Genomic DNA, 26,492 nt, shown 5'->3' with positions numbered 1-26,492 from the left:
TTTCTCAGGCAACTACATCCACTACGGTGTACGTGAATTTGGTATGACGGCCATCATGAACGGTATCGCGCTGCACGGCGGTTTCGTGCCTTACGGCGCGACCTTCCTGATGTTCATGGAATACGCGCGTAACGCGATGCGCATGGCTGCTCTGATGAAGATTCAGAACATCCAGGTCTACACGCACGACTCGATTGGTCTGGGTGAAGATGGTCCAACTCACCAACCAGTTGAGCAAATGGCCTCTCTGCGCCTGACACCAAACATGAACACATGGCGTCCATGTGACCAGGTAGAATCGGCGGTGGCTTGGAAACTGGCTATCGAGCGTAAAGACGCGCCAACCGCGCTGATCTTCTCGCGTCAGAATCTGGCTCAACAACCACGTGATGCAGAGCAACTGGCCAACATCGCTAAAGGCGGCTACATCTTGAAAGATTGTGCAGGCAAACCTGAGCTTATCCTGATCGCCACTGGCTCTGAAGTTGAGCTGGCTGTGGAAGCGGCAGCGCAACTGACTGCTGAAGGCAAGCAAGTGCGCGTAGTGTCGATGCCATCTACCGATGCATTCGATAAACAAGACGCCGCATACCGTGAATCCGTACTGCCAGCAGACGTGACCGCTCGTATCGCTATCGAAGCCGGCATTGCAGACTTCTGGTACAAGTACGTTGGCTTTGGCGGTCGTATCATCGGCATGACCACCTTCGGTGAATCCGCACCAGCCGGCGAGCTGTTCAAACTGTTCGGCTTCACCACTGAAAACGTGGTGAACACAGCCAAAGAACTGCTGGCATAAGCACGTTTCTTAAGCTGAACGCCAAGTAAAAAGCCCCGCTCAATGAGCGGGGCTTTTTTATCATTATTTTTCTTCAAACCGCTTGGCAAGCTGCCTGAAATCATCCACTCGCGCGTTCATGTCTCTACTGTATTCTTCAACCATATTGGTAGCAGCCAGATTCTGAGTGGCCATTGAGGCAATCGAATGAACATGTTGGTTCACTTCACTGGTCAGTTCACGTTGCGCTGTTGCCGATTTAGCCATGTCGCCAACGATGTTGTGCATATCCAGCAGCAGTTGTTCTACTTCGTATAAACGAGTCGCACTTTCCTGAGCGACTTCACCGCACGCCTGCGTCTGCTGTTGGCTATCGATGATTTCACTTTGCCACGATTCAATCGTACTCAGCATCTTATCAATGCTGGCCTGAATCTGATGCGTAGCTTTCTGAGTACGGCCGGACAGTGCACGAACCTCATCGGCAACCACCGCGAAACCACGTCCCTGCTCTCCCGCTCGCGCCGCTTCAATTGCGGCGTTGAGCGCTAACAGGTTGGTTTGGTCGGCGATGCCACCAATTTCTTCCATCATCTGGCTGACATGCTGCGCCTGATCATTCAGCGCATAGGTGGTGCTGGTTGCACGTTCCGCTTGATCGCACAGTGATTCAAGATTGTGGTGCGTTTGATCAATGCTTTGCTTGGTTTTCAGGCATTGCGATTTCGCTTTGTCGATCAGTTCATACGCTGTCTGTGTGTTGCTCGAGACTGAATCAGCAGCCGCTTCCACCGCATCGGTTGCCTGCATCACACTACGAATATCCTGATTCTGTTGTTTGAGCGCCTGTACCACTTCTGCGCTGGTCTCATTGAGTTTTGCCGACATCTCACGCAGCGGTCGCGCTGAATCCACCATACGACCGAGAACTGTACGAATACGTGCCGAAGCCATTTTCAGGTGGTAGTCCGCAACGGAAAACGCGCTGTTACCCGAATAGATCAAGCGACTGATACTGTCATATTGTGACTGCAACTGCCCTAAATGTTTCGGTGTATCAATCAGTTCCTGACGGAACAACAAAGCCAATGAAGCGGCAGGCAATAAGCTCGCCAATAGCTGCATATTTCCGCTAAGCGACAGGAAATGCGCCGCTGCTGGGGCTGCAAGAGAGCCCAGCAGAATTGCATAGCGAACTGATGCGGAAATACTCAGAGAAAACTGACGGCCTTTCTGCTCTGCATCACGCAGCGCTTTATACGCTTTAGTTGCTATGTCTACCCATTGACGCTGCGCTTTGACTCGTACCGATTGATAACCGCACATTTTACCGTCTTCATAGATAGGCGTGACATACGCGTCTACCCAGTAGTGACCATTGGTTTTGGTTCGGTTTTTTACGATGCCTCGCCAAGCGTGGCCTTGTTTGAGGTGTTTCCACATGTCAGCGAACGCCGCTTTCGGCATATCGACATGACGGACAATATTGTGATTCTGTCCAAGAAGTTCGTGTTCCTGAAACCCTGCAACACGACAAAACGTCTCGTTGCAGTATGTAATGACACCTTTAAGATCCGTGGTTGAAACCAGTTGATCGTGCTCGCCAACAGGAACTTCTTGTTGCATAGATGATTGAGTGGCTGACATATTTTCTTAATAGTTGTTATAAATTTTGGGGTGATTGTATACATAAATCCCCCTTGTGTTTCCATACAATGTACCGATAAAACATCATAACCGTGAGTGCCATCAATATCCTTTAGGGTTATATGGATAAAAAACATCCCAACCGAGGCTGGGATGTGATTGAAAGCATATTAGGTTTGAAAATTCGGTACGGCTTTGTTCAGTTGTTTGACACAATAAACAGCAGTTCAACACGGCGGTTACAAGCTCTGCCCGCTGTCGTGCGGTTGGTGCATGCCGGGACATATTCGCCATACCCACGGGTGTAAATCGCATCGCGTGATACATTCTTCTGGATCAGGGTGTTTTTCACCATCTGGGCACGTTTGACCGACAGCGAATCATTAAATTTAGGTTTGCCTGTATTGTCAGTGTGTCCGTCAATCACGACATCAATGCCGTGCTCGCGTGACAGGAAACTGCCCATCACATTCAACCAGTAAGCCGAATCTTGAGAGACGTTTGAAGACCCCGTATCGAATTTGACGGTGTTTTTCAGTTTTACCATCACATGATTGCCTGGCATCACTTCATAGTCGATCCCGTTGTCCAGCAGGAAACGCTGTAACGAATCGTAACTTGAGGTTCTGGTTTGCCCCATCGGACCGTGAACGCCAGCAGCCACTGGCGCAGGCGTATTGCCCCAGTCCGGGTAAATCACGTCGAAATCACCCTTCGGCGCAGTATCGAGCATGTTGTTGCCCATCATCTGCATCGGAGACATGGAACCACAACCGGTCAACAGCAATAATACGGAAAGCGCGATAATTCTCATGTAACCATCATCCATTCTTCAAACTACTCTCTAGTTATCGGCAGATGAGCGAAAACTTTATGGCGAATTGGTAACAAAACCCTTTTTCTCTGTTTGCCTCACAATTTGAACCCGCTAAAATCAGGGTATTCGTATTCAACTCTTGGTTTTCAATGAAAAAGTTCATTAAACACACTCTTGGCATTATGGCTGCGTTGTTGGTTCTGGCTGGCTGTAGTGACAACTCGACTCCCAAAGAAGGCGTTCAATATCAGGCTCTGCCAGTTAACCTGGCCACTTACCGCCTCGCTCCCGTTACGGAAGTCTTCTCCCTGACCTGTGGCCACTGCCGCAGCATGGAAGATGTGATCCCTGAATTGGAAAAAATGGTGGGGCAGCAGTTTGGTCGCGTCCATGTGACGTTTAACCAAGGCGCGCAGATTGGCGCGATGTTCTTCTACAGTGCGGTGATGCAGTTGGGCCACAATCCCGACCATGACATGATGCAAGAGTTGTTCGCCGCGGTGCAAATGGCTGAGGGCAGCACACTGACTGATCAGAAAAATGCTATCGATAAAGCTTTCCACGACCGTAACCTGGTAAGCCCGTACGAATTTGATGAAGCGCAGCAGAAACAGTTGTTTGTTCTGATCAAAACCGCTGACGAAATTTCGCAAAAAGGCCAGATCAACTCTGTACCTACCTTTGTCATCAATGGCAAATATATGGTACTGACAGCGGGTCATGAAAATGCCGAAGGCATTGGCAAAACCATCTCCTATCTACTAACCCAACCTTAATTGAGTGTTCCGACCATGTATAAAATTGTGTTACCCATTGTTGTCTTTGTGCTGGCAGCTCTCTTCATTTACCGCACTTGGAATAATCATAAAGCGGCAGAGCAAAACATCGCAGAAGGACAAGCGTTCATGATCGAGAACGCAAAGAAACCTGACATTCAAACCACAGAGAGTGGTCTGCAGTATGAAGTTTTAGAACCAGGCACCGGAACTGAACATCCAAAAGCAAACAGCCGGGTAAAAGTTCATTACGAAGGACGTCTGCTGGATGGCACCGTGTTTGACAGTTCATACCAACGCAACGAGCCCATCGTATTTGGTTTGAATCAGGTAATCAAAGGTTGGCAAGAAGGTGTGCAACTGATGACCGTTGGTGAGAAAGTTCGTCTCTATATTCCTTCGAACCTCGGTTACGGCAAAAATGGCGCCGGTCCGATTCCACCGTCAGCTACCTTGATTTTTGAAGTAGAACTGCTGGAAATTCAGTAAATTTGCACTGAATGAGGATAAAAAAAGGGCTGCTTTGGCAGCTCTTTTTCATTGGCGATATCGTTATGGCAGCGGGAAAAACTTTAATCCCTCTTCGGTGACCATGATGCAATCCATTCCACCTGCATGCGCTGCTTGCTTACCCAGCTCGGTATCTTCAAACACCACACAATCATTCGGCGTTAAACCAATCAGCTCACACGCACGCAGAAATGTTTCAGGATGTGGCTTGTGGTTCTCAACGTCAGTGGCCGTCACCACCGCATCCAGCTTATCCAGCACGCCAACGCGTGTTAGCAATTTCTCGGCACTCTGACGTTGACTACCGGTTCCGATGGCCAGTTTTTTACTGCCCAGAAAGCGCTGAAAAACCGCAAACGTATCGGGAATCAGGTCACTTTTCTCATCCATTGCAGCGAAGGCTTTCATTTTGTATTCAGCCACATCTTGCGGAATCAAATCGATGCCAAATTTCTGGTTAATCTCGCCGACAATTTTAAAACTCGGCATACCGCCCAAACTATTCAGCCAAGTGGCCTCAAACGGAAAGTCGTAAAATTTTGCGGTTGCACGCCAAGCTTCGATATGCGCAGGCATGGTATCAATCAATGTACCATCCATATCGAAAATCAGCCCTTTATAGCGCTCTAAGTTCATAAAAACTCCATATGACTGTGCTAATGATGGAATCAGTCTTACAAACCCATTCTATTGTTTATTGCTGGCGATGCAATTGCCATCTAAACTTCACACATAATAATTACATCTATCAATATATCTCATTCATTGGTCTACATATGAATATTAAACAGAAGCTATACTTGCTTGGTTTTATCGCCGTAATGGGCATTATCTCATTGGTGATCACCACAACACACTTTGCTCGTCAAACCAACGAGCTGTCGTCCGCAATCGGTTTGGTAGAGAAGTTAGAAATTCGCCTTCTCAATCTGCGCCGGAATGAAAAAGACTTTTTGCTACGTAAAGACGCCAAATATCTGGACACCTTCAAACAAAACAGCGAGCTGTTCCTTTCTATGGAAAGCCAGCTTTCAACCATCTTAACCAATCACAATCTGGCGTCTTCTGCAGCATTAAAAGCGGATCTGCTGAAGTATAAACAAGGTTTTGAGCAATTGGTCGGCGCTTATCAGGTACTGGGATTAAGCGACGGTGATGCGTTGTTGGCGAAATATCATGCCCTGCTGGCACAAGCTGAAAATGGGTCGGATGCCGAAACGCTGCTGGCTCTGGCCAACTTTGATGAAGCGGTGAAAGCAGGCAAAATGCTCGACATGCCAGTGCTTTCTCAATATTCCGCTCTGGTACAAGCCGCCCGAGGGGTCATCGAGCAGGAAAAGTTGATCGGTCTTGCCTACAACGAAGGTTACCTTGGCAATACTCGCAGCTTGTCACATAACGTTGAAGAGCAGTTTAAAACCTTCTCGGAAACGCTGACGGCTGAAGTCAGCAAAATGCGCAGCGAACTGGATGTGATTAAGCAGATTGTGACTGTCATCGTCGTGATTGTGATCCTCGGTTTCATCTGGCAGATTTCACGCTCGATCAACCTTCAGGTGCAACGACTGTTACAAGTCATGCAGAACATTGCCAGCACTAACAACGTTGGACTAAGAACCGATTTACAAGGGCGCGATGAACTCACTTCTATTGGCACCTACTTCAACCAACTGTTGGATAAGTTCGAACACTTGATCTCGGGATCACAAGCTAAGTCACATCAGCTGACCAGCAGTACGACCAGCATGCATAACGAGCTTGAGGAAGTGATTAACCAGTTCCATGTTCAAGCCGATCACACCACCATGATGGCCACGTCAGTGCAAGAAATGGTTGCCACCATTGGCGAGATTTCAGAAAGCACCAATGTGGCGGTAGAAGGTGTTCAGCAGGCGGTAAGAAATGCAGAGAATGGACGCAGCGTTGTCGAGTCGACGTTGAAGAATATTGACCAGCTTTCTACTACTCTGCAATCAAGCCAACAATCGATTGCTTCACTCAATGATCACGTCGAAAAAATCGGCGGTGCGGTCACCATCATTCAAAGCATCGCTGAACAGACGAACTTACTGGCACTGAATGCGGCCATCGAAGCGGCACGAGCAGGCGAACAAGGCCGAGGATTTGCGGTAGTGGCGGACGAAGTTCGTTCCCTGGCGACACGCACTCATCAATCGACCGAGGAGATCACGAAAGTGGTCTCTGCGATTCAGGCACAAATGAGTTTGGTGATCAGCGACATCGACCAGTGCAATTCGCAGGGCCAGGAAACGCTGCACGCTTCGCACCAGCTTGATGAGAGCCTGCGCCAGATCATCACTGACATGTCGACGATTCAGGCCAACTCCGAACGTATAGCGTCAGCCATTGAGGAACAAGGGATTGTGATGAATCAGGTGAGCGGTTCGATTGCAGAGCTCAATACTATCTCTGAAAACAACATGCATTCTGCTCAGGAAGTGTTGTCAGAAGTCGACAGTGTTTCACAACAAGCCCGGCAAATGGATGAAGCGGTATCTGAGTTTCAGACTCGCTAATGCCAGCTTGATAGCGCGCACAAAAAAGCCCGGATTAACCGGGCTTTTTTTAATTGATCACCAACCGACTCTTTTTTGCCTGAAAAGCGAAGATGCCAATCACAATCAGTACGAAAGGTAGCACGTAAATATTCAACGCTTGCCAGCCAACGGTAGATTCAAGCCAACCAGAAAGCAGCGCAGTCATGGTGACACAACTGAACACGGAAAACTCATTAAACGCCTGTGCTTTGGGTTTGTTGTGTTCCTGATAAGACTGACTAAACAAACCCGTCGCCGCAATAAACATAAAGTTCCAGCCAACGCCAAGTAGCACCAGAGCCGCTCGGAAATGCCAGATGGACTGACCATGAATATTGATAGTCACACACAATATAAACAGCAAGCCGCCGGCCAATATCATGCGTTGCGGACCAAACTTTTCAATTAGACGCCCCGTAAAGAACGCCGGAACGAACATGCCCAGCACATGCCATTCAATGACACCAGCGGCTTTGGTGAAATCAAAACCACAGCCAATCATCGCCAGCGGTGTTGCGGTCATCAGGATGTTCATCACCGCATAAGAGACCATGGCAGCAAAGACGGACGCTTTGAAATTGGTCCCTTTGGCAATCACCGACAACTTATCCGTCGCTGGCTGGCTGTCATGGCGAACGGGCTTGGGAAACTGAATCGTCTGCAGCAAGGTCAGCGCCAGCAGATTAAGGCCAATCAGCGCGGCGAAAGCACCAATGTACAAACCGCCCTCGCTCCAACGTTGAGAATAGATGGCAAGATTCGGCCCCAGTACCGCAGCCAGCACACCGCCAGCCATCGATACCGAAATTGCTCTGTGACGCAGATGAGCATCGCACACTTCAATCGCCGCAAAACGATACAGAGTGCCAAAGCCAATGCCGATCCCCAACAGGAAAGTCGCAGTACAAAATAGCCAGAATGACTGGTGATACAGTGCGTAAGTGGCGAGAGACGCGCCGATAATTCCCACGCTGTTACCGATACTAAATCCCAGACGGCGCCCCAACCTGCCCATGATCAGCGACGCGGGAATAGTGGCCGACATTAAGCCGAGAAATTGGAGAGCGACTGGCAGTGTAATCATACTGCTGCTCGGCGCAATTACCTTACCAATCAGACCAATCACAGAGATTAACAGTATGTTGCCGGTCATCAGCAGCGCCTGACAGAGCGACAAAAGCCACACGTTGCGGTTCATTACTTATCCTTTTCATTTGAATGTGGTTACTACAACAGAATGCTCTAATCTATTCAACGCCAAGAAAAAAAGGGCTATTCGCCCTTTCCTTTATTCCATCGCCGCCATAAGCGCCTTGGGTGTTTTCCAGCTATATACCCGCTCAGGGACATCAACGCCTCCCGGCGCGTGCCACATCTTTTCCGTCAGCAGTTCACCACCAATGTGATCGTAAAAATCGATGGCTTGTTGGTTTTTCTCCAGCACTTCAAGGTAAACACCGTTGTCCGGGAAATAACGCTCAATCCAAGTTGCCATCTCTTTTACCAGCAAACGGCCTAAACCACTCCCCTGGTGTTTAGGGTCAATATGCAGGGATTCGATAATTGTGCCTTTTTCAAAATCATGATTGCCGAACGCACAAATAAAACCACACAGCACGCCACCCTCTTCAATGAGCAGAATATGTTGATTAAAAGGTGGGTTGGTCAAACGCGTTTGCCAGATCAACAAACGGTCTTGCAGCACCTCGTTGGCGAGATAATCCTTGTCCAAAATGTCAGCGTAATTGATCTGCCAGCTTAGTGCGTGCAGATGGGCAATTCGCTCAAAATCGCTATATTCAGCTACCTTAATTTCCATTTAATAGTCCTTATAACTTCCTGTAAGGATTTTTAACCACTCTTCATACTATGCATTTAGAGTTAAAAAGCAAAACATCCTGATCACAATTCAGTTAAACATATTTGACTTACACATGTTCGCTGATATTCTGGCGCACAGTTGTAAGCTTAAAGGGTCTTTAAATGGCAAATAAACCGCCTTTGATTTGGTTGAATATTACGATTTTCGCCGTCAGCTTTGTTCTGGCCGCTGTTGTCGCGCCTTGGTATGGCTGGCAATTTGGTTATGGATGGAAACACCTGATTTGGCTGATTGTCTGCTTCTCGTTCTGCAACTTGTCGATCACGACGGGTTATCACCGCCTGTGGTCACACAAAGCTTTTGAGGCTCACTGGTTGGTTCGCCTATTGTGCGCGCTTGGCGGCGCATTTGCGGTACAAAACAGCGCACTGCATTGGGCATCCGATCACCGTGTTCACCATAAGTTTGTCGATCAGAACGACAAAGATCCTTACTCTGCCAAACGCGGATTTTGGTTTTCGCATATGGGATGGATGCTGAGAAACTACAACTCGGTGACCTACGACGACTACAGCAACTGTCGCGATCTACATAAAGACAAGATTGTCATGTGGCAACATCGCTTCTACGTACCACTTGCGCTGATCATGAACTTTGGTGTGCCTATCGCTCTGGGCTGGTACTACAACGATATCTGGGGAATGTTGCTGATCGTCGGTGCCGTCCGTCTGGTACTCAATCACCACACCACCTTCTTTATTAACTCGCTGGCGCACATCTGGGGTAAACAGCCTTACACCAACAAGAACACTGCGCGCGATAACGGTATTCTGGCCTTTTTCACCTTTGGTGAAGGCTACCACAATTACCATCACATCTTTGAAAATGACTATCGCAACGGCATTTACTGGTGGCAATACGATCCAACCAAGTGGTTGATAAAAAGCTGTGCCTGGCTTGGTCTGGCGAAGAAACTACGCACCGCTCCCGCTATCAAGATAGAGAAAGCGCGGGCGGAGATGAGCCTGAAATACGCCGCTGAACGTGTCGCTCATCTGCCAAACCATCTGGTGATACTGGCGAACGTTCAAGCCGAATTTGACGCTTTTATTCACGAATTGCACAACTACTACGATGTGAAAAAGCAACTGCTGGAAAGCAAGAAAAATTCGGCACTTAAGCGTTACGAACATTCCGTGCTTAAAGCTCGTTATCAGTCTGTGAAATCTGAGTTTCTTGAAAAAAGGCAGCGTTGGCAGCAAACGATTGCTCAATACGCTTAAATATCTACAATCGTGAAAAAGTGACGTTTAAACGTCACTTTTTTTATACCTCCTCGTTTCACATTAGAAATTTCAATCCATTTAATAACACTGGATAATGCATTTAACACGGCATTTACCTCTAAAATATATTTATTTCAATAGGATTTTACTCCGCAAAACTAATTAATAGTTTTGTTTGTTTTAGATCATGAGAAGCTCAAGTTGACCTCGTGCTACAAGTCAGTTTTCAGTAAATTCAGCTCATACCTTGAAATACTTTTTGACAACTTAAAATATTTAACTGGAGACAACTATGCTCGAGCTCTTAATCGGCTTAGTCGTTACGATTGCAGTGGGTTACTTCATCGTAAAAGGCTATAAACCAGCGGGTGTACTGCTAACAGCAGGGATTGTGCTATTGCTACTGACTGGCGTACTTGGCCATTCGGTGTTGCCTGCAAAAATGACATCCACGGGTAACATGGTGACCGACTCGTTGGAATACGTGAAATACATGCTGCAAAACCGTGGCGGCGGTTTGGGTATGCAAATCATGCTGTTGTGTGGTTTTGCGTCTTATATGACTCATATCGGTGCCAACAATGTGGTGGTAAAACAGTTTTCTAAGCCGTTGTCAGTCATCAACTCGCCTTACATTTTGTTGGTTGCGGCTTATATCGTTGCCTGTTTGATGTCACTGGCGGTGAGCTCAGCTACCGGCCTTGGCGTTCTGTTGATGGCAACCCTGTTCCCGATGATGACAGCAATGGGTATCTCTCGTCCTGCTGCAGTAGCTGTGTGTGCGTCGCCAGCAGCAATCATCCTGTCGCCAACGTCAGGTGACGTCGTGATTGCAGCCGAAAAGTCCGGCCTTCCGCTGCACGTTTTTGCCGTTGAAACAGTTCTGCCAGTCTCTATCTGTGCGATCATCGTGATGGCTGTCGCCGCGTTTTTCTGGAACAAATATCTGGATAAGAAAGACAACACACCGATGGAACGCGTTGATGTATCGGCGATTGAAGTAAAAGCGCCTTCCTACTACGCAGCGCTGCCTTTCCTGCCTATCATCGGTGTCTTCCTGTTCAACGGTGAAACGATTAAAGGTCTGTATCTGGATATCTACACCATCGTCGTTCTGTCCATTTTTATTGGTGCACTGGTAGACTTCGTCACCAAACGATTCAAAGGGAAAGAAACGCTGGAAGACTTAGAATCTTGCTACGAAGGTATGGCTGAGGCATTCAAAGGCGTGGTGATGCTGTTGGTAGCCGCGGGTGTATTCGCTCAGGGCCTGATGTCGATTGGCGCTATCGATAACCTGCTGCATCTGGCAGAGACTGCTGGCGCAGGTGGTATGGCACTGATGCTGATCCTGACTGGCTTGACGGTTGCCGCAGCGATTGCAACGGGTTCTGGTAACGCACCTTTCTACGCGTTTGTTGAACTGGCACCGTCTCTGGCAGCGAAAATGGGCATCAACCCAGCGTTCCTTATCATTCCAATGCTGCAGGCATCTAACCTGGGCCGTACCATTTCTCCGGTTTCGGGCGTAGTTGTTGCCACGGCTGGTATGGGCCACATCAGCCCGTTCGAAGTCGTAAAACGTACTTCTGTACCCGTACTGGCAGGCCTGGTTACTGTTATTATCGGTACCATGGTTCTGGTTCCGATGTACAACTGATAATCTGTCTATAAAAAAGGGCGCTGATTTCAGCGCCCTTTTTGTTTATTTCTGAATCGGATTACTTGAGCTCGCCATAGCGCTCAAGAAACAGCACAGTTGCGGCTGTGCGCGAAGGCACTCTTAATTTTTTCAGTAAGCTCTTCATGTGTACTTTCACGGTTGATTCCGAGATAAACAGGCGGTCAGCGATTTGTTTGTTGCGATACCCTTTCGCCACCTCACCCAGAATCTGCGCTTCACGCTCTGTGAGCAGGTCAAACACATCGGTTTGATCCTGGCGATCGCGTAGATAAGCCGCCACGACATCGCTGTAGGCTTTATTACCGTGAACGGCATCTTTGAGCAATTCAACCAGTTGATCCGGCTCCGTATCTTTCAGCAGGTAACCGTCGGCCCCCGCACGTACAATCGCCTCAATGTCCGCCGCACTGTCTGATACAGTCAGAATCACAATCGTTGCGCTGGAGCCGTCGGTCCGCAGCGCTTTCAGCGTGTCCAAACCGGACATGCCTTTCATATTGAGGTCGAGCAGAATCATGTCCGGCTCCACTTCATGGGCTAACGCAATGGCTTCAGTACCATTACTGGCCTCTGCAACCACTTCAAATTCATCTTCCAGGCTTAAAAGCTGATTGATTCCTCTGCGCATCAAAGGATGATCATCCACCAGCATTACTCTACATTTCGTCAACATGTGTATCCTTTGATCTTGTATATTTGAGTGTGACTTTGCAGCCAGTATCCGGTGAGGTTTCTATGCTCAAATCACCGTTCAATCTAGCTGCCCTTTCTTGCATGATGCTCATCCCGTAGTGATTCAACTTGGCATTGTTCTGTTCAAAGCCGACGCCATCGTCTTCAATACTCACTACGACGTCACCATCGCTTTCGTTGCATTCAATGTTGATTCGAGTCGCGTCTGCATGCTTGATTGCATTGATGGTCGCTTCACGAATCAGTTGTATCAAGTGCACCTGCTGATGGGCATCCAGCTCCATCGATGACAGGTTATTATTCAGCGCAATCGTTGCGCTGGTTTGTTCTCCGAGCTGGTTCAGCATCTCTACCAAGGCCTGGCCAAAATTACCCTCTTTGATGGTCAGGCGGAACGTGGTCAACAGTTCACGTAACTGTGTATAAGCGCCGGACAATCCTTGATCGATATCGACAATAATCTCATCGGTTTTCTCGGAATATTGATTGTGTTCAAGCTTTGACATCACGCGTTTCAGCAATGACACCTGAATTTTCAGGTAAGAGAGCGATTGCGCCAATGAATCATGCAATTCTCGTGCGATGGTCGCACGCTCTTCCATCAGTAAAAGCTGTTCGGCTTTCTTCTGAGCTCGGTTGTAGTACACCGCTCGCGATAAAATCTGGACAAAGTTATCAATGAGCGCTTTATCCGGACAAGGTAAACCCGCTTCCCAGTGTAAGTATCCAAGCTGGATACCATCCAACATTAGCGCCTGATGGTTCGGATTTTCACCACACATATTGCCTTGAGAAAGCAGCAGACCTTTGCCTGCCTCTTCTTCGATCTCCAGTTGCACCGCAGTGATACCCTCAATACTGACAATATGTTTCAAAATTGCCTGAAAATTGTCCTGACTGATGCGTGAAGCCGTCAGCTCCTGAGAGGAGTTATACAGCACCTGCAGCGACTGATTGGCGTGTTGCAGCTTACGTGTTTTTTCGTTAACCGCTTGCTCCAGGCCACGATAAAGCTTGCCCAGTTCTCCGGCCATAACGTTAAACGTGCGGGTCAGAATGCCCATTTCGTTCTGACTGTTGGTACTGAGTTCAATATCAAATTCGCGATTCTGAATCTGCTCACTCGCCACCACCAATGCTCGCAGAGGGCGCACAACCTCTTTGCGAATGTAGTGAATAACAAACAGTGAAATGAACAAAACAGCCCCCAAACCAAGCCCACCGACCCAGGCAAGATTGATGAGCTTTTGTTCCGAAAAGCGTTGTAACTTGAAGACAAAACTGTCGATCTGGCTGACAAACCCCGCGACCAGCGTGAGATAGTCGCGGTTATCTTCACTACGAAGAACCTGTTTCAATTCGTGCCAGCGGGCGATTAACGTGTAGTAATCATGAGTAATGTCTGACGGTACATTCCATTTCTGGAGCGCTTTCATCGACGGCGAATATAATGAGTGTTCAAATGCCGCGATATGTTCAACATAGTTAACTGAGTTACTCTGAATATCGTGCGCTAATCGGTAGCTTTGCATCCGCATCGAGCCTGCGACGTTAACGGCTTCAGCATCGTTCAGAGAAGATGCCAGAGTGATAATGGCAAAACCCGTGGTGGCTATCGAAAGCAATAGAATCAACAGCATCGATTTCGCAATCGTGCTGGTCACCGACTTCTCAACTTTTATCCCCAATTCACCTTCCCCAACGGCGCTTTTTAAACGCACTTTCGCATGCTCTAGTCTGGCTTTTTCATAATGGTATCAATATGTGATCATACTCGCCCGAATTTATTGATCCAAAACAATATTCCATCCTAATTAACCCCTTAGGGGTATTTATACAAATATGGCAAAAACTACAATTTGTGTATGGATAAATGACAGTTTATTAATAGAAATTGTGAACTACGCTTTATTAATAATCTTTCAGCATGCTGGGTGAATTCAGTGGTAGATCTTTCCAAGCGGCGTTTATTTGCACGTCGTTCCGTCGACACATCAAAGGTACGTTTACCTTGGATTGCCAATCCAGAATCCTTTATTGACGACTGTACGCGTTGTGGCCGCTGCCGCGATGCCTGTGAAATGAAAATTATCGTCAACGGCGATGGGGGTTATCCCACTGTCGATTTTCAAATTGATGAATGCACCTTCTGCTACCAATGCGCAGAAGTTTGCCCAGAACCGATTTTTTTACCGCAAACCAATACCGCATGGCTGGCCAAAGCCGCCATCAACGACCAATGCCTGGCTAAGCAGAACGTTGAGTGTCGGAGCTGCGGAGAAACCTGCGACCCAATGGCAATTCAGTTCCAACTGCAAGCCGGAAAAGTTGCACAGCCAATTATCCACCTTGATGAATGTACTGGCTGCGGCGCGTGTGTATCGCTCTGCCCCACTTCAGCCATCAGTGTGAGCAATATTGAATAAGAACGAGAGATAACTATGTCACTCAATGAAGTGCACATTTCAAGTTTGGTGGTTCACGCTCTTCCGGAACATCTGGAAACCGTAAAGGCGCAAATCGAGCAGTTCGAGAACGCGGAAATTTACGGCGACAGCCCGGAAGGCAAAATCGTTGTGGTGCTTGAAACTCAGAACCAGGGGTTTGTCACCGACACCATCGATGCCATCAACAACTTGCCAAACGTCCTGAGTGCGGTTCTGGTGTACCACCAAATTGAAACCAACCTGGACGAGCTAGATTCAGACACTGGAAATCAACATTCCCAACTCGAGGGTGAAGTATGAAAATGACAAGACGTGCGTTTGTGAAAGCAAACGCGGCAGCATCAGCAGCGGCGGTAGCAGGTATCACTCTGCCAGCATCCGCAACTAACCTGATTGCCAGCTCAGATCAAACCAAAATTACCTGGGACAAAGCTCCTTGTCGTTTCTGTGGTACCGGATGTTCCGTTTTAGTGGGTACGCAGGATGGCCGCGTCGTGGCAACTCAAGGTGACCCTGAAGCGCCGGTAAACAAAGGTCTGAACTGTATCAAAGGTTACTTCCTCTCGAAAATCATGTACGGCCAGGATCGTCTGACACAGCCTTTACTGCGTATGAAAGATGGTCAATACAGCAAAGATGGCGACTTCACTCCAGTTTCATGGGATATGGCCTTTGATGTGATGGCGGAAAAATGGAAAGCCTCACTGAAGAAAAAAGGCCCAACCAGCGTCGGTATGTTCGGTTCTGGCCAGTGGACAGTCATGGAAGGTTACGCAGCGGCGAAAATGATGAAGGCGGGTTTCCGCTCAAACAACATCGACCCGAACGCGCGTCACTGCATGGCTTCTGCGGTTGTCGGCTTTATGCGTACTTTTGGTATTGACGAACCAATGGGCTGTTACGACGACTTTGAAAACGCCGACGCATTCGTGCTTTGGGGTTCGAACATGGCTGAAATGCACCCGGTTCTGTGGACTCGCATCACTGACCGCCGCCTAAGCCATCCTCACGTTAAAGTGAACGTGCTGTCGACTTACTATCACCGTTCATTTGAACTGGCGGACCACGGTTACATTTTCCATCCTCAATCTGACCTGGCGATCGCTAACTTCATTGCCAACTACATCATTCAGAACGATGCGGTGAACTGGGACTTCGTGAACAAGTACACCCACTTCAAGCAAGCCGTGACCGATATCGGTTACGGTCTGCGTGATGACCACCCGCTGCAAAAGCAGGCAAAGAATGCCAACTCCGGCGAAATGACCAACATCTCGTTTGAAGAGTACAAAAAATCTGTCGCGGAATATACGGCTGAAAAAGCGTCTGAAATGTCCGGCGTGAGCGTTGAGAAACTGATCACGCTGGCGAAACAGTATGCCGATCCAAACACCAAAGTGATGTCACTTTGGACCATGGGTATGAACCAACACACCCGTGGCGTGTGGATGCAAAGCCTGGTCTACAACCTGCACCTGCTGACGGGTAAGATCGCGACTCCGGGCAACAGCCCATTCTCGCTGACAGGCCAACCGTCTGCGTGTGGTACTGCGCGTGAAGTCGGTACATTTGCACACCGTCTGCCTGCGGACATGGTGGTTGCCAACCCGAAACACCGCCAGATCGCTGAGAAAATCTGGAAACTGCCAGAAGGCACCATTCCACCAAAACCGGGCTTCCACGCGGTTCTGCAAGACCGTATGTTGAAAGACAGCGTATTGAACTGCTACTGGGTGCAATGTAACAACAACATGCAAGCAGGCCCGAACATTAACGAAGAGCGTCTACCGGGTTACCGTAATCCTGAGAACTTTATCGTGGTTTCCGATCCATACCCAACGGTGACAGCGCAAGCCGCTGACCTGATTCTGCCAACCGCTATGTGGGTAGAGAAAGAAGGTGCGTATGGTAACGCTGAACGTCGTACTCAGGCTTGGTACCAACAGGTGAAAACCGTCGGTGATGCGAAATCGGATTTATGGCAGGTCATGGAATTCTCCAAACGCTTCAAAATGGAAGACGTTTGGCCGGAAGATCTACTGGCGAAAGCGCCTGAGTACCGCGGCAAAACCATGTACGACATGCTGTTCCGCAACGGTCAGGTTGACCAGTTCCCTATCGCTGAAGCTCGTGAACTGAACGACGACGCGCACCACTTCGGTTACTACGTACAGAAAGGTCTGTTCGAAGAGTACGCAAACTTTGGCCGCGGCCATGGTCACGACTTGGCACCATACGATGTGTACCATAAAGTGCGAGGCCTGCGCTGGCCAGTGGTTGATGGTAAAGAGACCCAGTGGCGCTTCAAAGAAGGCTCTGACCCTTATGCGAAAAAAGGCAGTGGCTGGGATTTTTACGGTAAACCTGATGGCAAAGCATGGATCATCTCTGCGCCATACGAAGCGCCACCAGAAGTGCCGAATGAAGAGTACGACCTGTGGCTCTGTACCGGCCGTGTGCTGGAACACTGGCACACTGGCACCATGACCCGTCGTGTTCCTGAACTGTACAAAGCGTTCCCGGATGCGGTTTGCTTCATGCATCACGATGACGCTCAGGCTCGCGGCCTGCGCCGTGGCGATGAAGTGGTCATTGCCAATAAACGTGGCGAAGTGCGTGCCCGAGTGGAAACTCGTGGCCGTAACAAGCCGCCAAAAGGTCTGGTGTTTGTGCCGTTCTTTGACGCGCGCATTCTGATTAACAAACTGATTCTTGATGCGACCGATCCACTGTCGAAACAAACCGACTTTAAGAAATGTCCGGTCAAGATCACCAAAGTGGCGTAAGCCGTTAACAGAATGTTCGGGGCAGCGGTTTGCTGCTGCCCCAGTCAGGAATTGAGCCATTAGGCGGAGAATGTACGATGAAAAAATTACTTATTGCACTGTTGTCTGTAAGTGCACTCATCACCGGGGTTGCACAAGCTGAACTCGATAACCCGGGCGGTGTCGGTGGCGTGGAATCGCTGCGCGGCGCAACGCTGATTGAGTCAACTCGCCCAGCGGATGAAATGAAAAAGTACCCTCGTGAGCAAGCATTGGATAGCGATTACGTGTATCAGCCACCGCTGATCCCACACAATATTCGCAACTACGAAGTTTCTCTGAACGCCAACAAGTGTCTGTCTTGCCACAGTTGGAAAAACGCGAAAGAAATGGGCGCGACTAAAATCAGCGTAACCCACTTCATCAACCGCGAAGACGCTGTACTGGCCGATGTGTCGCCACGCCGCTACTTCTGTCTGCAATGTCACGTTCCTCAGGCAGAGGCAAAACCTCTGGTTAAGAACGAGTTTGAACGCGTTGATTCGCTTCGCTAATCAGGCACCGCATTAAATTAAGAGGCGATTTATGAAACTACTAAAAGCGTTTTGGAAGAGACTGACAAGCCCGAGCAAAGCCGCCGTTGGTGTGGTGTTGTTCATGGGTTTTGCTGGTGGTCTTCTGTTCTGGGGCGCATTCAACACCGGCATGGAAGCCACGAACTCAGAAGAATTCTGTTCTGGCTGTCACGCGCCTATCGTCGCTGAAATTCAGGAAACCATCCACTACTCAAACCGCTCAGGCGTACGTGCTATCTGTTCTGATTGTCACGTACCGCATGAATGGACAGACAAAATCGTGCGTAAAGTTCAGGCTTCGAAAGAGTTGTTTGCCCACTTTATGGGGAACATAGACACGCCAGAAAAATTCCAGGCTCGCCGGTCTCATCTGGCAGAACGGGAATGGGCGCGGTTGAAGAAGAACGACTCGCTGGAATGTCGTAACTGTCACCAGTTTGAATACATGGATTTCTCTGAACAAAGTGAACGTAGCCGCAATCAACACTCAACAGCACTGGCATCTGGCGAGAAAACCTGTGTAGACTGCCACAAAGGTATCGCACACAACTTGCCGGACATGCACGGCGTTGAAGGCTGGGAATAAGGAGCGCACACGATGAGTACACTTGAATCGGTTATCTGGCACATTCTGGGTTACAGCGCGATGCCAGTCATTATCCTGAGTGGATTTCTTGCTGTCGCAGTATTCTGTATCTGGCTACTGTCGCTGACCAAAGACAAACAGTTGTAATGAACTGAAACCATAAAAAAAACCGGTGACGTTTCACCGGTTTTTTTTGTTTCTTATTAATCGCCAATCCAGAGTTTATAAAAATCACTGTAACCAGTGCTATTAACCTGTATGCCCTGCACTTGCTGGGTACACGTCACTTCCTCTCGTCCGACAAACAGTGGCAAACAGCGCCGTTGTTCATAAAGCTGTTGTTCCAGTTTCTGTAATCGGCAATAGGGCTCGGGATCACTCACAGCCTGCGCGAGAGCTTGCTTGTGCTGCGCCATTTCCGCTTCAGTAAACGTAAAGCGCAGCCCCGTCGACACCAATAACCACTCGTATAATCCGTAGTGCTTCGGTTGCTCCACTACTTCTTCAATCAACATCATATCCGCCAGATGAGCAACGCTGTGCGGTTCGCTGATCGCTTGTAGCTCAATAACTTCCAGTTCCAATCCGGTGCGACGAATAGCATCGTGTAGCCAATCCGCCACCGTTTGAAGGTACGGTATCGTCCAGATCGGTTCTGCCAAAACGATGTTGCCTTTCAGGGTTGGCGCTACGCAGGCTACTGCATTGTGGTGGTCCGCTGCACCACGGCTATCACAGGCCAAATTTTCAACGCAATTGTCGGCATCAAACTGATACTTTTCTCGGGCCAGATAAGTATACAGCTGCGTCAGTGTATCTGCATCCACGCCGCATTTGCCTCGAGGATTAAATGTCAGGTAGGACAACGCGCTGATGACCGAGCTTTCGGTTGCCCCATTTTTCTGGTTAAAACTCATCGCACGAATCACCTGTTCATCGCTGTGCGACAGTGTGATTTGTTCAATCAGTGCTTTGCTTGAGTAGTAATGTTGATGGCGAATGAGTGTCAGTTTTTCATCGTCCCAGCTTCCGACACTAAACGGTCCTGTCCCCACGCATTTACGTGGATCCACACCATTACGTTGCGGTCGACATAAAATCGCGCTGTTGGACATCGCAAGAGCATAAGGAAAGAAGGCATTCGGCGCGTTCAACTCAATGACGATTCTGTGGTCAGATTCCGCATTCACCGCCACCATGCATTCGAACAGATGCTGCACAGGTCCAGACGTATTCTTTAGCCGCTGCAGGCTCCATACGACATCTTCAGCCACCAGTTTTTGACCATTATGAGCAACGACATCCGGCCGCAACCATAGAATTAACTGGCACTCCTCCTGTTTCCAAAAGTGTGCTAATGCGGGAATCAGGTTGCCCATCATATCTTGCTTCAACAACGTGTCATAGACACTTTTAATCACCTGAAGCTCAGCCAGACGTAGCGTCTTCAGCGGATCCAAGGTATCGACGGCAGGATATCGGGTGATGAGCAGATGATTGTTTGATTCATTCCACTGATTCTGCTTCAAGGTTGCCGAGGCGAGCGCCAGCACCGTGTCGTCACCATAGAGTTCCAACAACCGCGTGATCAACGTAAAGCGGCCTTTGCTCAGTTCCTGAATGATCACGTCAAGCAACGCACCAGAAAAAGACACCAACACCATTAATTGACTGGCTTTGCTGCGACCTACCGCTGGTTTCCACGTTACCCAGCCGATATTTGCCAGATGCTTGAGGATCAACGAGGTATTTCTGCGCGAGGTGGCAAGCACCTCCTCCAGCTTATCAATACTGACGGAATGAACAGCACCAGTCGGATAATGTTGTAGCAGTTGATTCAGTCTTCTTAGGTACGTGTCATTCATCGTCGTCGTTTTGAGTGTTCATTTAGCTTAGGGCAGAAACAACCAATGCCCTTAACGGGCATTGGTTTAACAATTAATGGAAATGATAGCTGACCCCGAGGGAGAAAACATTGATATCCGTTTCAACCGTCGCACTCGCGTAGCCCACGTTGACGACATCCAGTTCCGGTCTCAAATAATCCCATGACGCGCGAATGTGCCAGTTGTCAGTCGCAGCTACTTCAACACCCAATCCCAAAATCCCCGTTACGTCTGAATCTGAAAATGTACTGTAACCTGAATACCCGGCAACGGAGTTGCTGACTTTGATTTCGGCATTGAAGTAGGCCAAACCAGCTTTGGCAAAAAGGCTCACCTGGTCAGTCACAGGAAGGGAGAATTTTGGCTGAAGTGCAATGTAGCTCATATCGCCAACCGTCACCACAGAGCCATCGAGCGCATCAATCCCGGTAATGGTGCCTTCCAGCGCGATATAGCGGTTGAACTGATAGCCACCAAAAATTGAGGCCGTCGTAGATTTATCATCTTCCAGAGACAGGTCTTGAGTCGTTGAGTACCCCATCACCTTGCCACTTACGCTGGCGTCATCAAAACGAGCCTGACCCAACGCACCACCCACATACCACTCGGCTTGAGCAGAGAGAGAAAAGAGACTTGCCGCAGTGGCAAGCAGAAGTAAATTTTTAGACATAAATGGATTCTCAGGTGAATAAACAACACGGTTATCTTGCTCAAACCCTGAGTCCCAGTGCGTTCCCTGCCACGACGATAACCACGCGGATCATGCACTAACGAATTACCTTAAAACAGGAAACAATTAGGGAGATTATTGCTTTATTTACTCGAATTAAAAAAGCGCCATGAGGGGGATTCAATGGCGCTGATAAAGGTCAACTATTCCGAATCGGGGATCGGCAGAACCTGTTTCACGTATTGCCCCGGTGCAACATCAATCACCGGATATTCATCGTTACCAATGGCGTACGGCGCCACCTGCTCTTTGGCGCTGAACGCGGTAAGCCACTCGTTCCAATGCTTCCACCAAGAACCGTCTGTACGCTGCGCACTTTCCAACCATTCTTCGGCAGAATCTTCCAACGTATCATTGGTCCAGAAGCCATATTTGTTTTTGTCCGGATGATTGACGATACCCGCAATGTGGCCCGATTCACCCAACACAAACACTTTATTGCCACCGGTCTTCAGAGCACCGCGATAAGTCCCTTGCCACAAAGCAATGTGGTCTTCTTTGGTCGAGATGAAATAGCTCGGGATTTTGATCTTATCCAGATCAATCCACACACCACCGACTTTCACGCCTTTGTCCTGAACGAGTTTGTTGTCCAGATACAGTTCGCGCAGCAAGAAGTTGTGCGTTGAAGCAGCAACGTTGGTGCTGTCGCTGTTCCAGTACAGCAGATCGAAGTCGACCGGGCTGCTGCCTTTCAGGTAGTTATCAACGTAATAGTTCCAGTACAGGCTATTTTCACGCAGTAAACTGAATGTCACGCTCAACGAGCGACCATCCATATAGCCTTTGGCGTTATTCTGCATTTCAATCGCTCTGATAATGGTGTCATTGATATAGGCACCCACTTCACCTGGCTGTGAAAAGTCCAGTAGCGTCGTAAAGAAACTGGCTGACTTGATGCGTTTTTTCATGCGCTTCGCAGCGTAGTAAGCAATCGTCGTTGCCAGAACGGTGCCGCCAATGCAGTAGCCTGCCGCATTGATCTGTTCCTGGCCCGTAATCGACTCTATCGCCGTTACCGCTTTAACAACACCTTCCAGCACATAGTCTTCGAAGTTGACTGCAGCCTGAGCTTTGCCCGGGTTACGCCAGGACATCATAAATACCGTATGTCCCTGCTCAACCAGCCAACGTACCAGTGAGTTCTTTTCACGCAAATCGAGAATGTAGTATTTGTTGATGAACGGCGGAACAATCAACAGCGGTGTAGAGTGAACGGTTTCCGTCAGTGGTTTGTACTGAATCAGTTCAAACAGATCATTTTTAAACACCACTTCGCCTGCCGTATTCGCCACGTCTTCACCCAGGCGGAACGCGTTGTTGTTGGTCATGCGAATTTTCAGAATTTCCGCGCTCGACTCCACATCTTCTTTCAGCAGTTCCAGTCCCTTAAGGAGATTCTCACCGTTTTGTTCAACAGTCAGTTTCAGCAGCTCTGGGTTAGTTGCAATGAAGTTGCTTGGTGATAGCGCATTAATAGCTTGGCGCGAAAAGAACAGAATGCGTTCTTTGGCTTTCTCATCCAAACCCTCAATCGAGTTAATGGTGTCCAGATAGGTTTTGCTGTAAAGCAGGTAGGATTGTTTGATGAAGCTGAAAAACGGGTCGGATTGCCATGACTCACCAGCGAAACGTTTATCACCGTGTTCGCTTTCGACCACCGACTCTTTTTTGCCTTCCAGCACCACCGTTTGCCAGATTTTCAGTTGTTGTTCCCACCACTCGGTTTGCAACTGCAAAAGAGCGGCAGGCTGATTAGCCGCCTTTTCAAGGAACTGGACTGAGTCGTCCCAGTTCACTTCTTGTAGCGCCTTATTCAGGGGGGTATTGACCACTGCCTTGTTGACTTCGAAGTCTTGCCACCACTGGTGGTTGGCTTCTTGCAGCTTCACAAGATAGTCGGTAAAGACATGTTGAAACATAGACTTACTCCTTAAACAGAAAAAGCGCCGCCCTGAGGCGGCGCAGAATTGCAGTGTTAAGCAGGAGTCACTGACTTAAGGTTTTCTGAAGCAAGTTTGTCGATGTCTTCTTTGAACTCTTTAGCGATTGATTGCAGCTTGTTGCTGTCATCCATCATTTGCTGAGACAGTTTAGTCAGCACGCCCATTTGCTGAGAGCTGAATGCGGTAAGCGTTGCTGTGTCTTTCACTTCGCTGGCGGCTTTCATTTGCGCCAGACCCATTTCACTGTAAGTACGGATTGAGCTCAGTTGCAGCTCAGTAAGTACTTCAACATTTTTCGCAACCAGTTTGTTGAATTTCACATATGGTTCGAGTGTTTTTTCAGTTTGGTCAGTGAAAGTTTTGAAAAAATCCGTGTACATGACGTATCTCCTAGTGATTGAAATAAATATCTGAACCGTTATTACAACGCTTTGATGACCACTGCGGTACCCATACCACCACCTACGCAAAGTGATGCGACACCGTAATTCTCACCACGACGTTTTAATTCGTGAACCAGAGTAACCAGAATGCGGTTACCCGAAGCGCCTAGCGGATGTCCCAAAGCGATGGCACCGCCATTGACATTCGACTTGGCTAAAATGGATTCGGTTGAAACATGATGTTCCGCTGACAGGCCGTGGATGACACCCAGCGCCTGCGCTGCAAACGCTTCATTCAGTTCGAACAGATCGATTTGTTCGATAGAAAGCTCTGCTTTTTCCAGCGCTTGGGTCACTGCACTTACCGGCCCTAAACCCATAACGCGTGGGTCAATACCGGTTTGGGCGTAACCCAGAATTTCTGCCAGAGGCTCCAGGCCGTATTCATCAACCGCAGATTGTGATGCAACGATGATGACACTGGCACCATCATTGATACCGGATGCGTTACCCGCCGTGACCGAACCTTCTTTGTCGAACGCTGGGCGCAGGCCTTGCAAGCCCGCCAGAGTCGCCTCGGCTTTCGGATATTCATCGATGGCAAATGTCACAGTCTCACGGCGTTGCTGCACTGAAATTGGCACGATTTCATCGTTAAACTTGCCCGCTTCAATCGCCGCCACCGCTTTTAACTGGCTATCCAGAGCAAAGGCGTCCTGCGCTTCGCGAGAAATCTCAAACTGCTTGGCAATATTCTCTGCCGTGACACCCATGTGGTATTGGTTGAACACGTCAGTCAAACCATCATTGATGAGCAGATCTTTCATCTCGAATCCGCCCATTTTGTTGCCATCTCGCAGTGTGCTTGGTGTAGCGAACGGAATTTGAGACATCACCTCAACACCGGCAGCAATAGCAACAGAGACGTCACCCGCACGAATATGTGCCACGGCTTCCATCACCGTTTTCATGCCGCTACCACACACCATATTGACGCCATAGGCTGGCACTTCTTCCGGAATGCCCGCATAGATGGCAGCCTGACGGCCAACACCCATACCCTGACCTGCGCTGATCACGTTCCCCATGATCACTTCATCAATTTGATTGGCATCGACATTACCAGCCTGCATCGCACCCTTAATCACATCAGCGGCGAGCTTACCCGCTGATACATTTTTTAGTGATCCGCCAAAGGCGCCGATTGGGCTACGTTTCGCTGCAACAATAAATACTTTTTCCATCTGATCGCTCCCTTAACGCATGTACAAGCCGCCGTTGACCGACAGCGTTTCACCAGTGATATAAGCACCTGCTTCGCTTGCAAGAAAACTCACTGCTGAAGCAATTTCTTCTGGTTTAGCCAGGCGTTGCATTGGGATAGTTTGAACAATGGATTCCAACACTTCTGGACGCATTTGCTCTACCATCGGTGTGGCTGTGTAACCCGGGGCAATAACATTGACCGTTACACCACTGCGCGCACCTTCTGCGGCCAGCGCTTTGGAAAAACCGATCATGCCGGCTTTTGCCGCAGAATAGTTGGTTTGACCGAACTGGCCTTTCAGGCCGTTCACGGATGAGATGTTGATGACACGGCCATTCCCCTTCTCACACATGGCGGCGAAGAGAGGCTGAGTGACGTTAAACAAGCTGTTTAGATTGGTATCGATGACTTCCTTCCATGAAGCCGCCGTCATTTTTTTAAATACGCCGTCACGGGTGATTCCGGCATTGTTGACCACAACGTCGATAGTGCCTTCTTCTTCAAGCAGTACACTCAAACGTTCTGCACACTCCTGAGTGTCCGTCACATCGAGTTCGAATAGGCGAACCTGCTCTTCAGTGAAGTGTTTCTCGTTGAACCAGTCCAACGCACACTGATAATTTCCTGTGTAATAGGTTGCAATTACACGATAACCGTCTTCCACTAATTTCGAAGAAATAGCCGAACCGATTCCACCTTTTGATCCCGTGATCAAAGCGACTTTTTTCATTGATGACTCCATTCAAAAACAACTTGTAGGTTACAAATCATTGTTAACGTGATGCCAACTACATATATAGCATCAACGGACGTTTATATTTCTTTGCAAAGAATAATTTGTCTGTCGCTACTTATTTAAATTAATGGGTGATTGTGACAATTCAAATTAAAGTTTAGGGTTTTCTAATAAATTTGATTTAGTTCTCAATGCGGGTGAAATGTAGAATAAATGTTAACAAAATACAGGTTGTTGATTTAACGGAGTTTTATTTCTGGATTTTTTGCACTAATTTTTATAACAAACTGATTTAAAAGGTTTTTGTTTTTATATTTGTGTTACACACAATATGGTAAATATACCTATTAATCAGTGAATTATCATCAAGCACCTACTGCTCATTTTGGTTCGTTTGCACCAAAACATTACAAATAAATTGCACTTTCATGGTGATTGCAATAAGACTTTCGCACAAGAATGGTGAAGGAATATTCCAAATAAAATTAATTAGCATTTAATTAATGATGCTTATCATCCATGAAATGACGCCGATATTTATAATAATTGGAAATTAGATAGATAGTTATAAATCGATAAAACAGTCAGAAGTAAATATAA

The 26,492-nt window shown here is 48.2% G+C and carries 25 protein-coding genes; 12 read left to right on the top strand and 13 right to left on the bottom strand.

Annotated features, from left to right (window positions below; all coding sequences use genetic code 11):
- On the top strand, positions 1-799 hold a 799-nt coding region (locus JIG40_RS01855), incomplete at its 5' end, for a transketolase family protein (protein WP_280514067.1).
- A 63-nt stretch (positions 800-862) separates the two neighbouring features.
- On the opposite strand, the gene JIG40_RS01850 is transcribed toward JIG40_RS01855, so the two are convergent.
- Together JIG40_RS01850 and JIG40_RS01845 are read right to left on the bottom strand one after the other, a co-directional pair.
- The gene (locus JIG40_RS01850; RefSeq protein WP_199464678.1) at positions 863-2,425 is read right to left on the bottom strand and encodes a PAS domain-containing methyl-accepting chemotaxis protein; all 1,563 of its coding nucleotides are present in this window, start codon (positions 2,423-2,425) and stop codon (positions 863-865) included.
- 199 nt (positions 2,426-2,624) lie between these two features.
- Entirely contained in the window at positions 2,625-3,239 is a 615-nt protein-coding gene (locus tag JIG40_RS01845) for an OmpA family protein (protein ID WP_024375611.1), read from the bottom strand.
- A 152-nt stretch (positions 3,240-3,391) separates the two neighbouring features.
- On the opposite strand from JIG40_RS01845, the gene JIG40_RS01840 reads away from it, so the two are divergent.
- Together JIG40_RS01840 and JIG40_RS01835 are read left to right on the top strand one after the other, a co-directional pair.
- Positions 3,392-4,018, top strand: coding sequence for a thiol:disulfide interchange protein DsbA/DsbL (locus tag JIG40_RS01840; protein WP_158129267.1), 627 nt, complete (start codon positions 3,392-3,394; stop codon positions 4,016-4,018).
- 15 nt (positions 4,019-4,033) lie between these two features.
- Entirely contained in the window at positions 4,034-4,507 is a 474-nt protein-coding gene (locus JIG40_RS01835) for an FKBP-type peptidyl-prolyl cis-trans isomerase (protein ID WP_024375634.1), read from the top strand.
- A gap of 63 nt (positions 4,508-4,570) precedes the next feature.
- On the opposite strand, the gene JIG40_RS01830 is transcribed toward JIG40_RS01835, so the two are convergent.
- Complete coding sequence (locus JIG40_RS01830) at positions 4,571-5,164, bottom strand: beta-phosphoglucomutase family hydrolase (RefSeq protein WP_047462903.1); 594 nt, start codon at positions 5,162-5,164, stop codon at positions 4,571-4,573.
- A 140-nt stretch (positions 5,165-5,304) separates the two neighbouring features.
- Here JIG40_RS01830 and JIG40_RS01825 point away from each other — a divergent pair, with 140 nt between their 5' ends.
- Positions 5,305-7,065, top strand: a complete 1,761-nt coding sequence (locus tag JIG40_RS01825) for a methyl-accepting chemotaxis protein (RefSeq protein WP_199464677.1) — start codon at positions 5,305-5,307, stop codon at positions 7,063-7,065.
- 49 nt (positions 7,066-7,114) lie between these two features.
- Here the strand turns inward: JIG40_RS01825 and JIG40_RS01820 are convergent, their stop codons facing one another.
- Both JIG40_RS01820 and JIG40_RS01815 read right to left on the bottom strand, forming a co-directional pair.
- A complete protein-coding gene (locus JIG40_RS01820) occupies positions 7,115-8,284 on the bottom strand; it encodes an MFS transporter (protein WP_032082478.1) in 1,170 nt (389 codons plus the stop codon).
- Between the two features lie 90 nt (positions 8,285-8,374).
- The gene (locus tag JIG40_RS01815; protein ID WP_199464676.1) at positions 8,375-8,905 is read right to left on the bottom strand and encodes a GNAT family N-acetyltransferase; all 531 of its coding nucleotides are present in this window, start codon (positions 8,903-8,905) and stop codon (positions 8,375-8,377) included.
- Positions 8,906-9,069: 164 nt separating this feature from the next.
- On the opposite strand from JIG40_RS01815, the gene JIG40_RS01810 reads away from it, so the two are divergent.
- Both JIG40_RS01810 and dcuC read left to right on the top strand, forming a co-directional pair.
- A complete protein-coding gene (locus tag JIG40_RS01810) occupies positions 9,070-10,191 on the top strand; it encodes a fatty acid desaturase (RefSeq protein WP_199464675.1) in 1,122 nt (373 codons plus the stop codon).
- Between the two features lie 295 nt (positions 10,192-10,486).
- Complete coding sequence (gene dcuC, locus JIG40_RS01805; protein ID WP_199464674.1) at positions 10,487-11,854, top strand: anaerobic C4-dicarboxylate transporter DcuC; 1,368 nt, start codon at positions 10,487-10,489, stop codon at positions 11,852-11,854.
- Positions 11,855-11,915: 61 nt separating this feature from the next.
- Here dcuC and JIG40_RS01800 read toward each other — a convergent pair whose 3' ends face one another.
- Together JIG40_RS01800 and narQ are read right to left on the bottom strand one after the other, a co-directional pair.
- Positions 11,916-12,548: a response regulator gene (locus JIG40_RS01800; protein ID WP_024375531.1), complete on the bottom strand. Its 633-nt coding sequence runs from the start codon at positions 12,546-12,548 to the stop codon at positions 11,916-11,918.
- Positions 12,535-14,259 (bottom strand): nitrate/nitrite two-component system sensor histidine kinase NarQ, encoded by a 1,725-nt coding sequence (gene narQ / locus JIG40_RS01795; RefSeq protein ID WP_032081938.1) that lies wholly within the window; start codon positions 14,257-14,259, stop codon positions 12,535-12,537. Before narQ ends, JIG40_RS01800 begins: the two co-directional genes overlap by 14 nt.
- A 255-nt stretch (positions 14,260-14,514) precedes the next feature.
- Between narQ and napF the strand changes: the two genes are divergently transcribed.
- The 6 genes from napF to JIG40_RS01765 all read left to right on the top strand — a co-directional run bounded on the left by napF (position 14,515) and on the right by JIG40_RS01765 (position 19,091).
- Positions 14,515-14,997 carry a ferredoxin-type protein NapF gene (napF, locus tag JIG40_RS01790; protein WP_024375533.1) on the top strand — a complete coding sequence of 161 codons (483 nt, stop codon included), beginning with the start codon at positions 14,515-14,517 and terminating at the stop codon, positions 14,995-14,997.
- A gap of 15 nt (positions 14,998-15,012) precedes the next feature.
- Positions 15,013-15,318, top strand: coding sequence for a chaperone NapD (locus JIG40_RS01785; protein WP_020332424.1), 306 nt, complete (start codon positions 15,013-15,015; stop codon positions 15,316-15,318).
- Positions 15,315-17,804 (top strand): periplasmic nitrate reductase subunit alpha, encoded by a 2,490-nt coding sequence (gene napA / locus JIG40_RS01780; RefSeq protein WP_199464673.1) that lies wholly within the window; start codon positions 15,315-15,317, stop codon positions 17,802-17,804. Before JIG40_RS01785 ends, napA begins: the two co-directional genes overlap by 4 nt.
- A 77-nt stretch (positions 17,805-17,881) precedes the next feature.
- Positions 17,882-18,337, top strand: a complete 456-nt coding sequence (locus JIG40_RS01775) for a nitrate reductase cytochrome c-type subunit (RefSeq protein ID WP_020433122.1) — start codon at positions 17,882-17,884, stop codon at positions 18,335-18,337.
- Positions 18,338-18,368: 31 nt separating this feature from the next.
- Positions 18,369-18,944 carry a NapC/NirT family cytochrome c gene (locus tag JIG40_RS01770; RefSeq protein WP_020332428.1) on the top strand — a complete coding sequence of 192 codons (576 nt, stop codon included), beginning with the start codon at positions 18,369-18,371 and terminating at the stop codon, positions 18,942-18,944.
- A gap of 12 nt (positions 18,945-18,956) precedes the next feature.
- Complete coding sequence (locus JIG40_RS01765) at positions 18,957-19,091, top strand: TIGR02808 family protein (RefSeq protein ID WP_020332430.1); 135 nt, start codon at positions 18,957-18,959, stop codon at positions 19,089-19,091.
- 56 nt (positions 19,092-19,147) lie between these two features.
- Here JIG40_RS01765 and JIG40_RS01760 read toward each other — a convergent pair whose 3' ends face one another.
- The 6 genes from JIG40_RS01760 to JIG40_RS01735 form a co-directional block, all read right to left on the bottom strand.
- Positions 19,148-20,809, bottom strand: coding sequence for an ABC transporter substrate-binding protein (locus JIG40_RS01760; protein ID WP_199464672.1), 1,662 nt, complete (start codon positions 20,807-20,809; stop codon positions 19,148-19,150).
- Between the two features lie 73 nt (positions 20,810-20,882).
- Complete coding sequence (locus tag JIG40_RS01755) at positions 20,883-21,500, bottom strand: outer membrane beta-barrel protein (RefSeq protein ID WP_020332432.1); 618 nt, start codon at positions 21,498-21,500, stop codon at positions 20,883-20,885.
- Positions 21,501-21,703: 203 nt separating this feature from the next.
- On the bottom strand, positions 21,704-23,482 hold the full coding sequence (gene phaC / locus JIG40_RS01750; RefSeq protein ID WP_199464671.1) for a class I poly(R)-hydroxyalkanoic acid synthase: 1,779 nt from the start codon (positions 23,480-23,482) through the stop codon (positions 21,704-21,706).
- A 56-nt stretch (positions 23,483-23,538) separates the two neighbouring features.
- The gene (locus JIG40_RS01745) at positions 23,539-23,886 is read right to left on the bottom strand and encodes a phasin family protein (protein WP_020332434.1); all 348 of its coding nucleotides are present in this window, start codon (positions 23,884-23,886) and stop codon (positions 23,539-23,541) included.
- Between the two features lie 41 nt (positions 23,887-23,927).
- Positions 23,928-25,133 carry an acetyl-CoA C-acetyltransferase gene (locus JIG40_RS01740; RefSeq protein ID WP_158152180.1) on the bottom strand — a complete coding sequence of 402 codons (1,206 nt, stop codon included), beginning with the start codon at positions 25,131-25,133 and terminating at the stop codon, positions 23,928-23,930.
- Between the two features lie 12 nt (positions 25,134-25,145).
- Positions 25,146-25,886, bottom strand: a complete 741-nt coding sequence (locus JIG40_RS01735; RefSeq protein ID WP_024375584.1) for an SDR family oxidoreductase — start codon at positions 25,884-25,886, stop codon at positions 25,146-25,148.
- Between the last annotated feature and the right edge of the window lie 606 nt (positions 25,887-26,492).

The sequence above is a fragment of the Vibrio sp. bablab_jr001 genome, assembly GCF_016464285.1.
Taxonomy (GTDB): domain Bacteria; phylum Pseudomonadota; class Gammaproteobacteria; order Enterobacterales; family Vibrionaceae; genus Vibrio; species Vibrio fluvialis.
The sequence above is the reverse complement of the archived record's forward strand: the minus strand, read 5'-3'. Positions and strand labels throughout refer to the sequence as shown.

Excerpts from the sequence above, each read along its gene's own strand:
- JIG40_RS01850 (WP_199464678.1), bottom strand. The coding sequence starts at position 2,425 with ATGTCAGCCACTCAATCATCTATGCAACAAGAAGTTCCTGTTGGCGAG.
- JIG40_RS01845 (WP_024375611.1), bottom strand. The coding sequence starts at position 3,239 with ATGAGAATTATCGCGCTTTCCGTATTATTGCTGTTGACCGGTTGTGGT.
- JIG40_RS01840 (WP_158129267.1), top strand. The coding sequence starts at position 3,392 with ATGAAAAAGTTCATTAAACACACTCTTGGCATTATGGCTGCGTTGTTG.
- JIG40_RS01835 (WP_024375634.1), top strand. The coding sequence starts at position 4,034 with ATGTATAAAATTGTGTTACCCATTGTTGTCTTTGTGCTGGCAGCTCTC.
- JIG40_RS01830 (WP_047462903.1), bottom strand. The coding sequence starts at position 5,164 with ATGAACTTAGAGCGCTATAAAGGGCTGATTTTCGATATGGATGGTACA.
- JIG40_RS01825 (WP_199464677.1), top strand. The coding sequence starts at position 5,305 with ATGAATATTAAACAGAAGCTATACTTGCTTGGTTTTATCGCCGTAATG.
- JIG40_RS01820 (WP_032082478.1), bottom strand. The coding sequence starts at position 8,284 with ATGAACCGCAACGTGTGGCTTTTGTCGCTCTGTCAGGCGCTGCTGATG.
- JIG40_RS01815 (WP_199464676.1), bottom strand. The coding sequence starts at position 8,905 with ATGGAAATTAAGGTAGCTGAATATAGCGATTTTGAGCGAATTGCCCAT.
- JIG40_RS01810 (WP_199464675.1), top strand. The coding sequence starts at position 9,070 with ATGGCAAATAAACCGCCTTTGATTTGGTTGAATATTACGATTTTCGCC.
- dcuC (WP_199464674.1), top strand. The coding sequence starts at position 10,487 with ATGCTCGAGCTCTTAATCGGCTTAGTCGTTACGATTGCAGTGGGTTAC.
- JIG40_RS01785 (WP_020332424.1), top strand. The coding sequence starts at position 15,013 with ATGTCACTCAATGAAGTGCACATTTCAAGTTTGGTGGTTCACGCTCTT.
- napA (WP_199464673.1), top strand. The coding sequence starts at position 15,315 with ATGAAAATGACAAGACGTGCGTTTGTGAAAGCAAACGCGGCAGCATCA.
- JIG40_RS01775 (WP_020433122.1), top strand. The coding sequence starts at position 17,882 with ATGAAAAAATTACTTATTGCACTGTTGTCTGTAAGTGCACTCATCACC.
- JIG40_RS01770 (WP_020332428.1), top strand. The coding sequence starts at position 18,369 with ATGAAACTACTAAAAGCGTTTTGGAAGAGACTGACAAGCCCGAGCAAA.
- JIG40_RS01765 (WP_020332430.1), top strand. The coding sequence starts at position 18,957 with ATGAGTACACTTGAATCGGTTATCTGGCACATTCTGGGTTACAGCGCG.
- JIG40_RS01760 (WP_199464672.1), bottom strand. The coding sequence starts at position 20,809 with ATGAATGACACGTACCTAAGAAGACTGAATCAACTGCTACAACATTAT.
- JIG40_RS01755 (WP_020332432.1), bottom strand. The coding sequence starts at position 21,500 with ATGTCTAAAAATTTACTTCTGCTTGCCACTGCGGCAAGTCTCTTTTCT.
- phaC (WP_199464671.1), bottom strand. The coding sequence starts at position 23,482 with ATGTTTCAACATGTCTTTACCGACTATCTTGTGAAGCTGCAAGAAGCC.
- JIG40_RS01745 (WP_020332434.1), bottom strand. The coding sequence starts at position 23,886 with ATGTACACGGATTTTTTCAAAACTTTCACTGACCAAACTGAAAAAACA.
- JIG40_RS01740 (WP_158152180.1), bottom strand. The coding sequence starts at position 25,133 with ATGGAAAAAGTATTTATTGTTGCAGCGAAACGTAGCCCAATCGGCGCC.
- JIG40_RS01735 (WP_024375584.1), bottom strand. The coding sequence starts at position 25,886 with ATGAAAAAAGTCGCTTTGATCACGGGATCAAAAGGTGGAATCGGTTCG.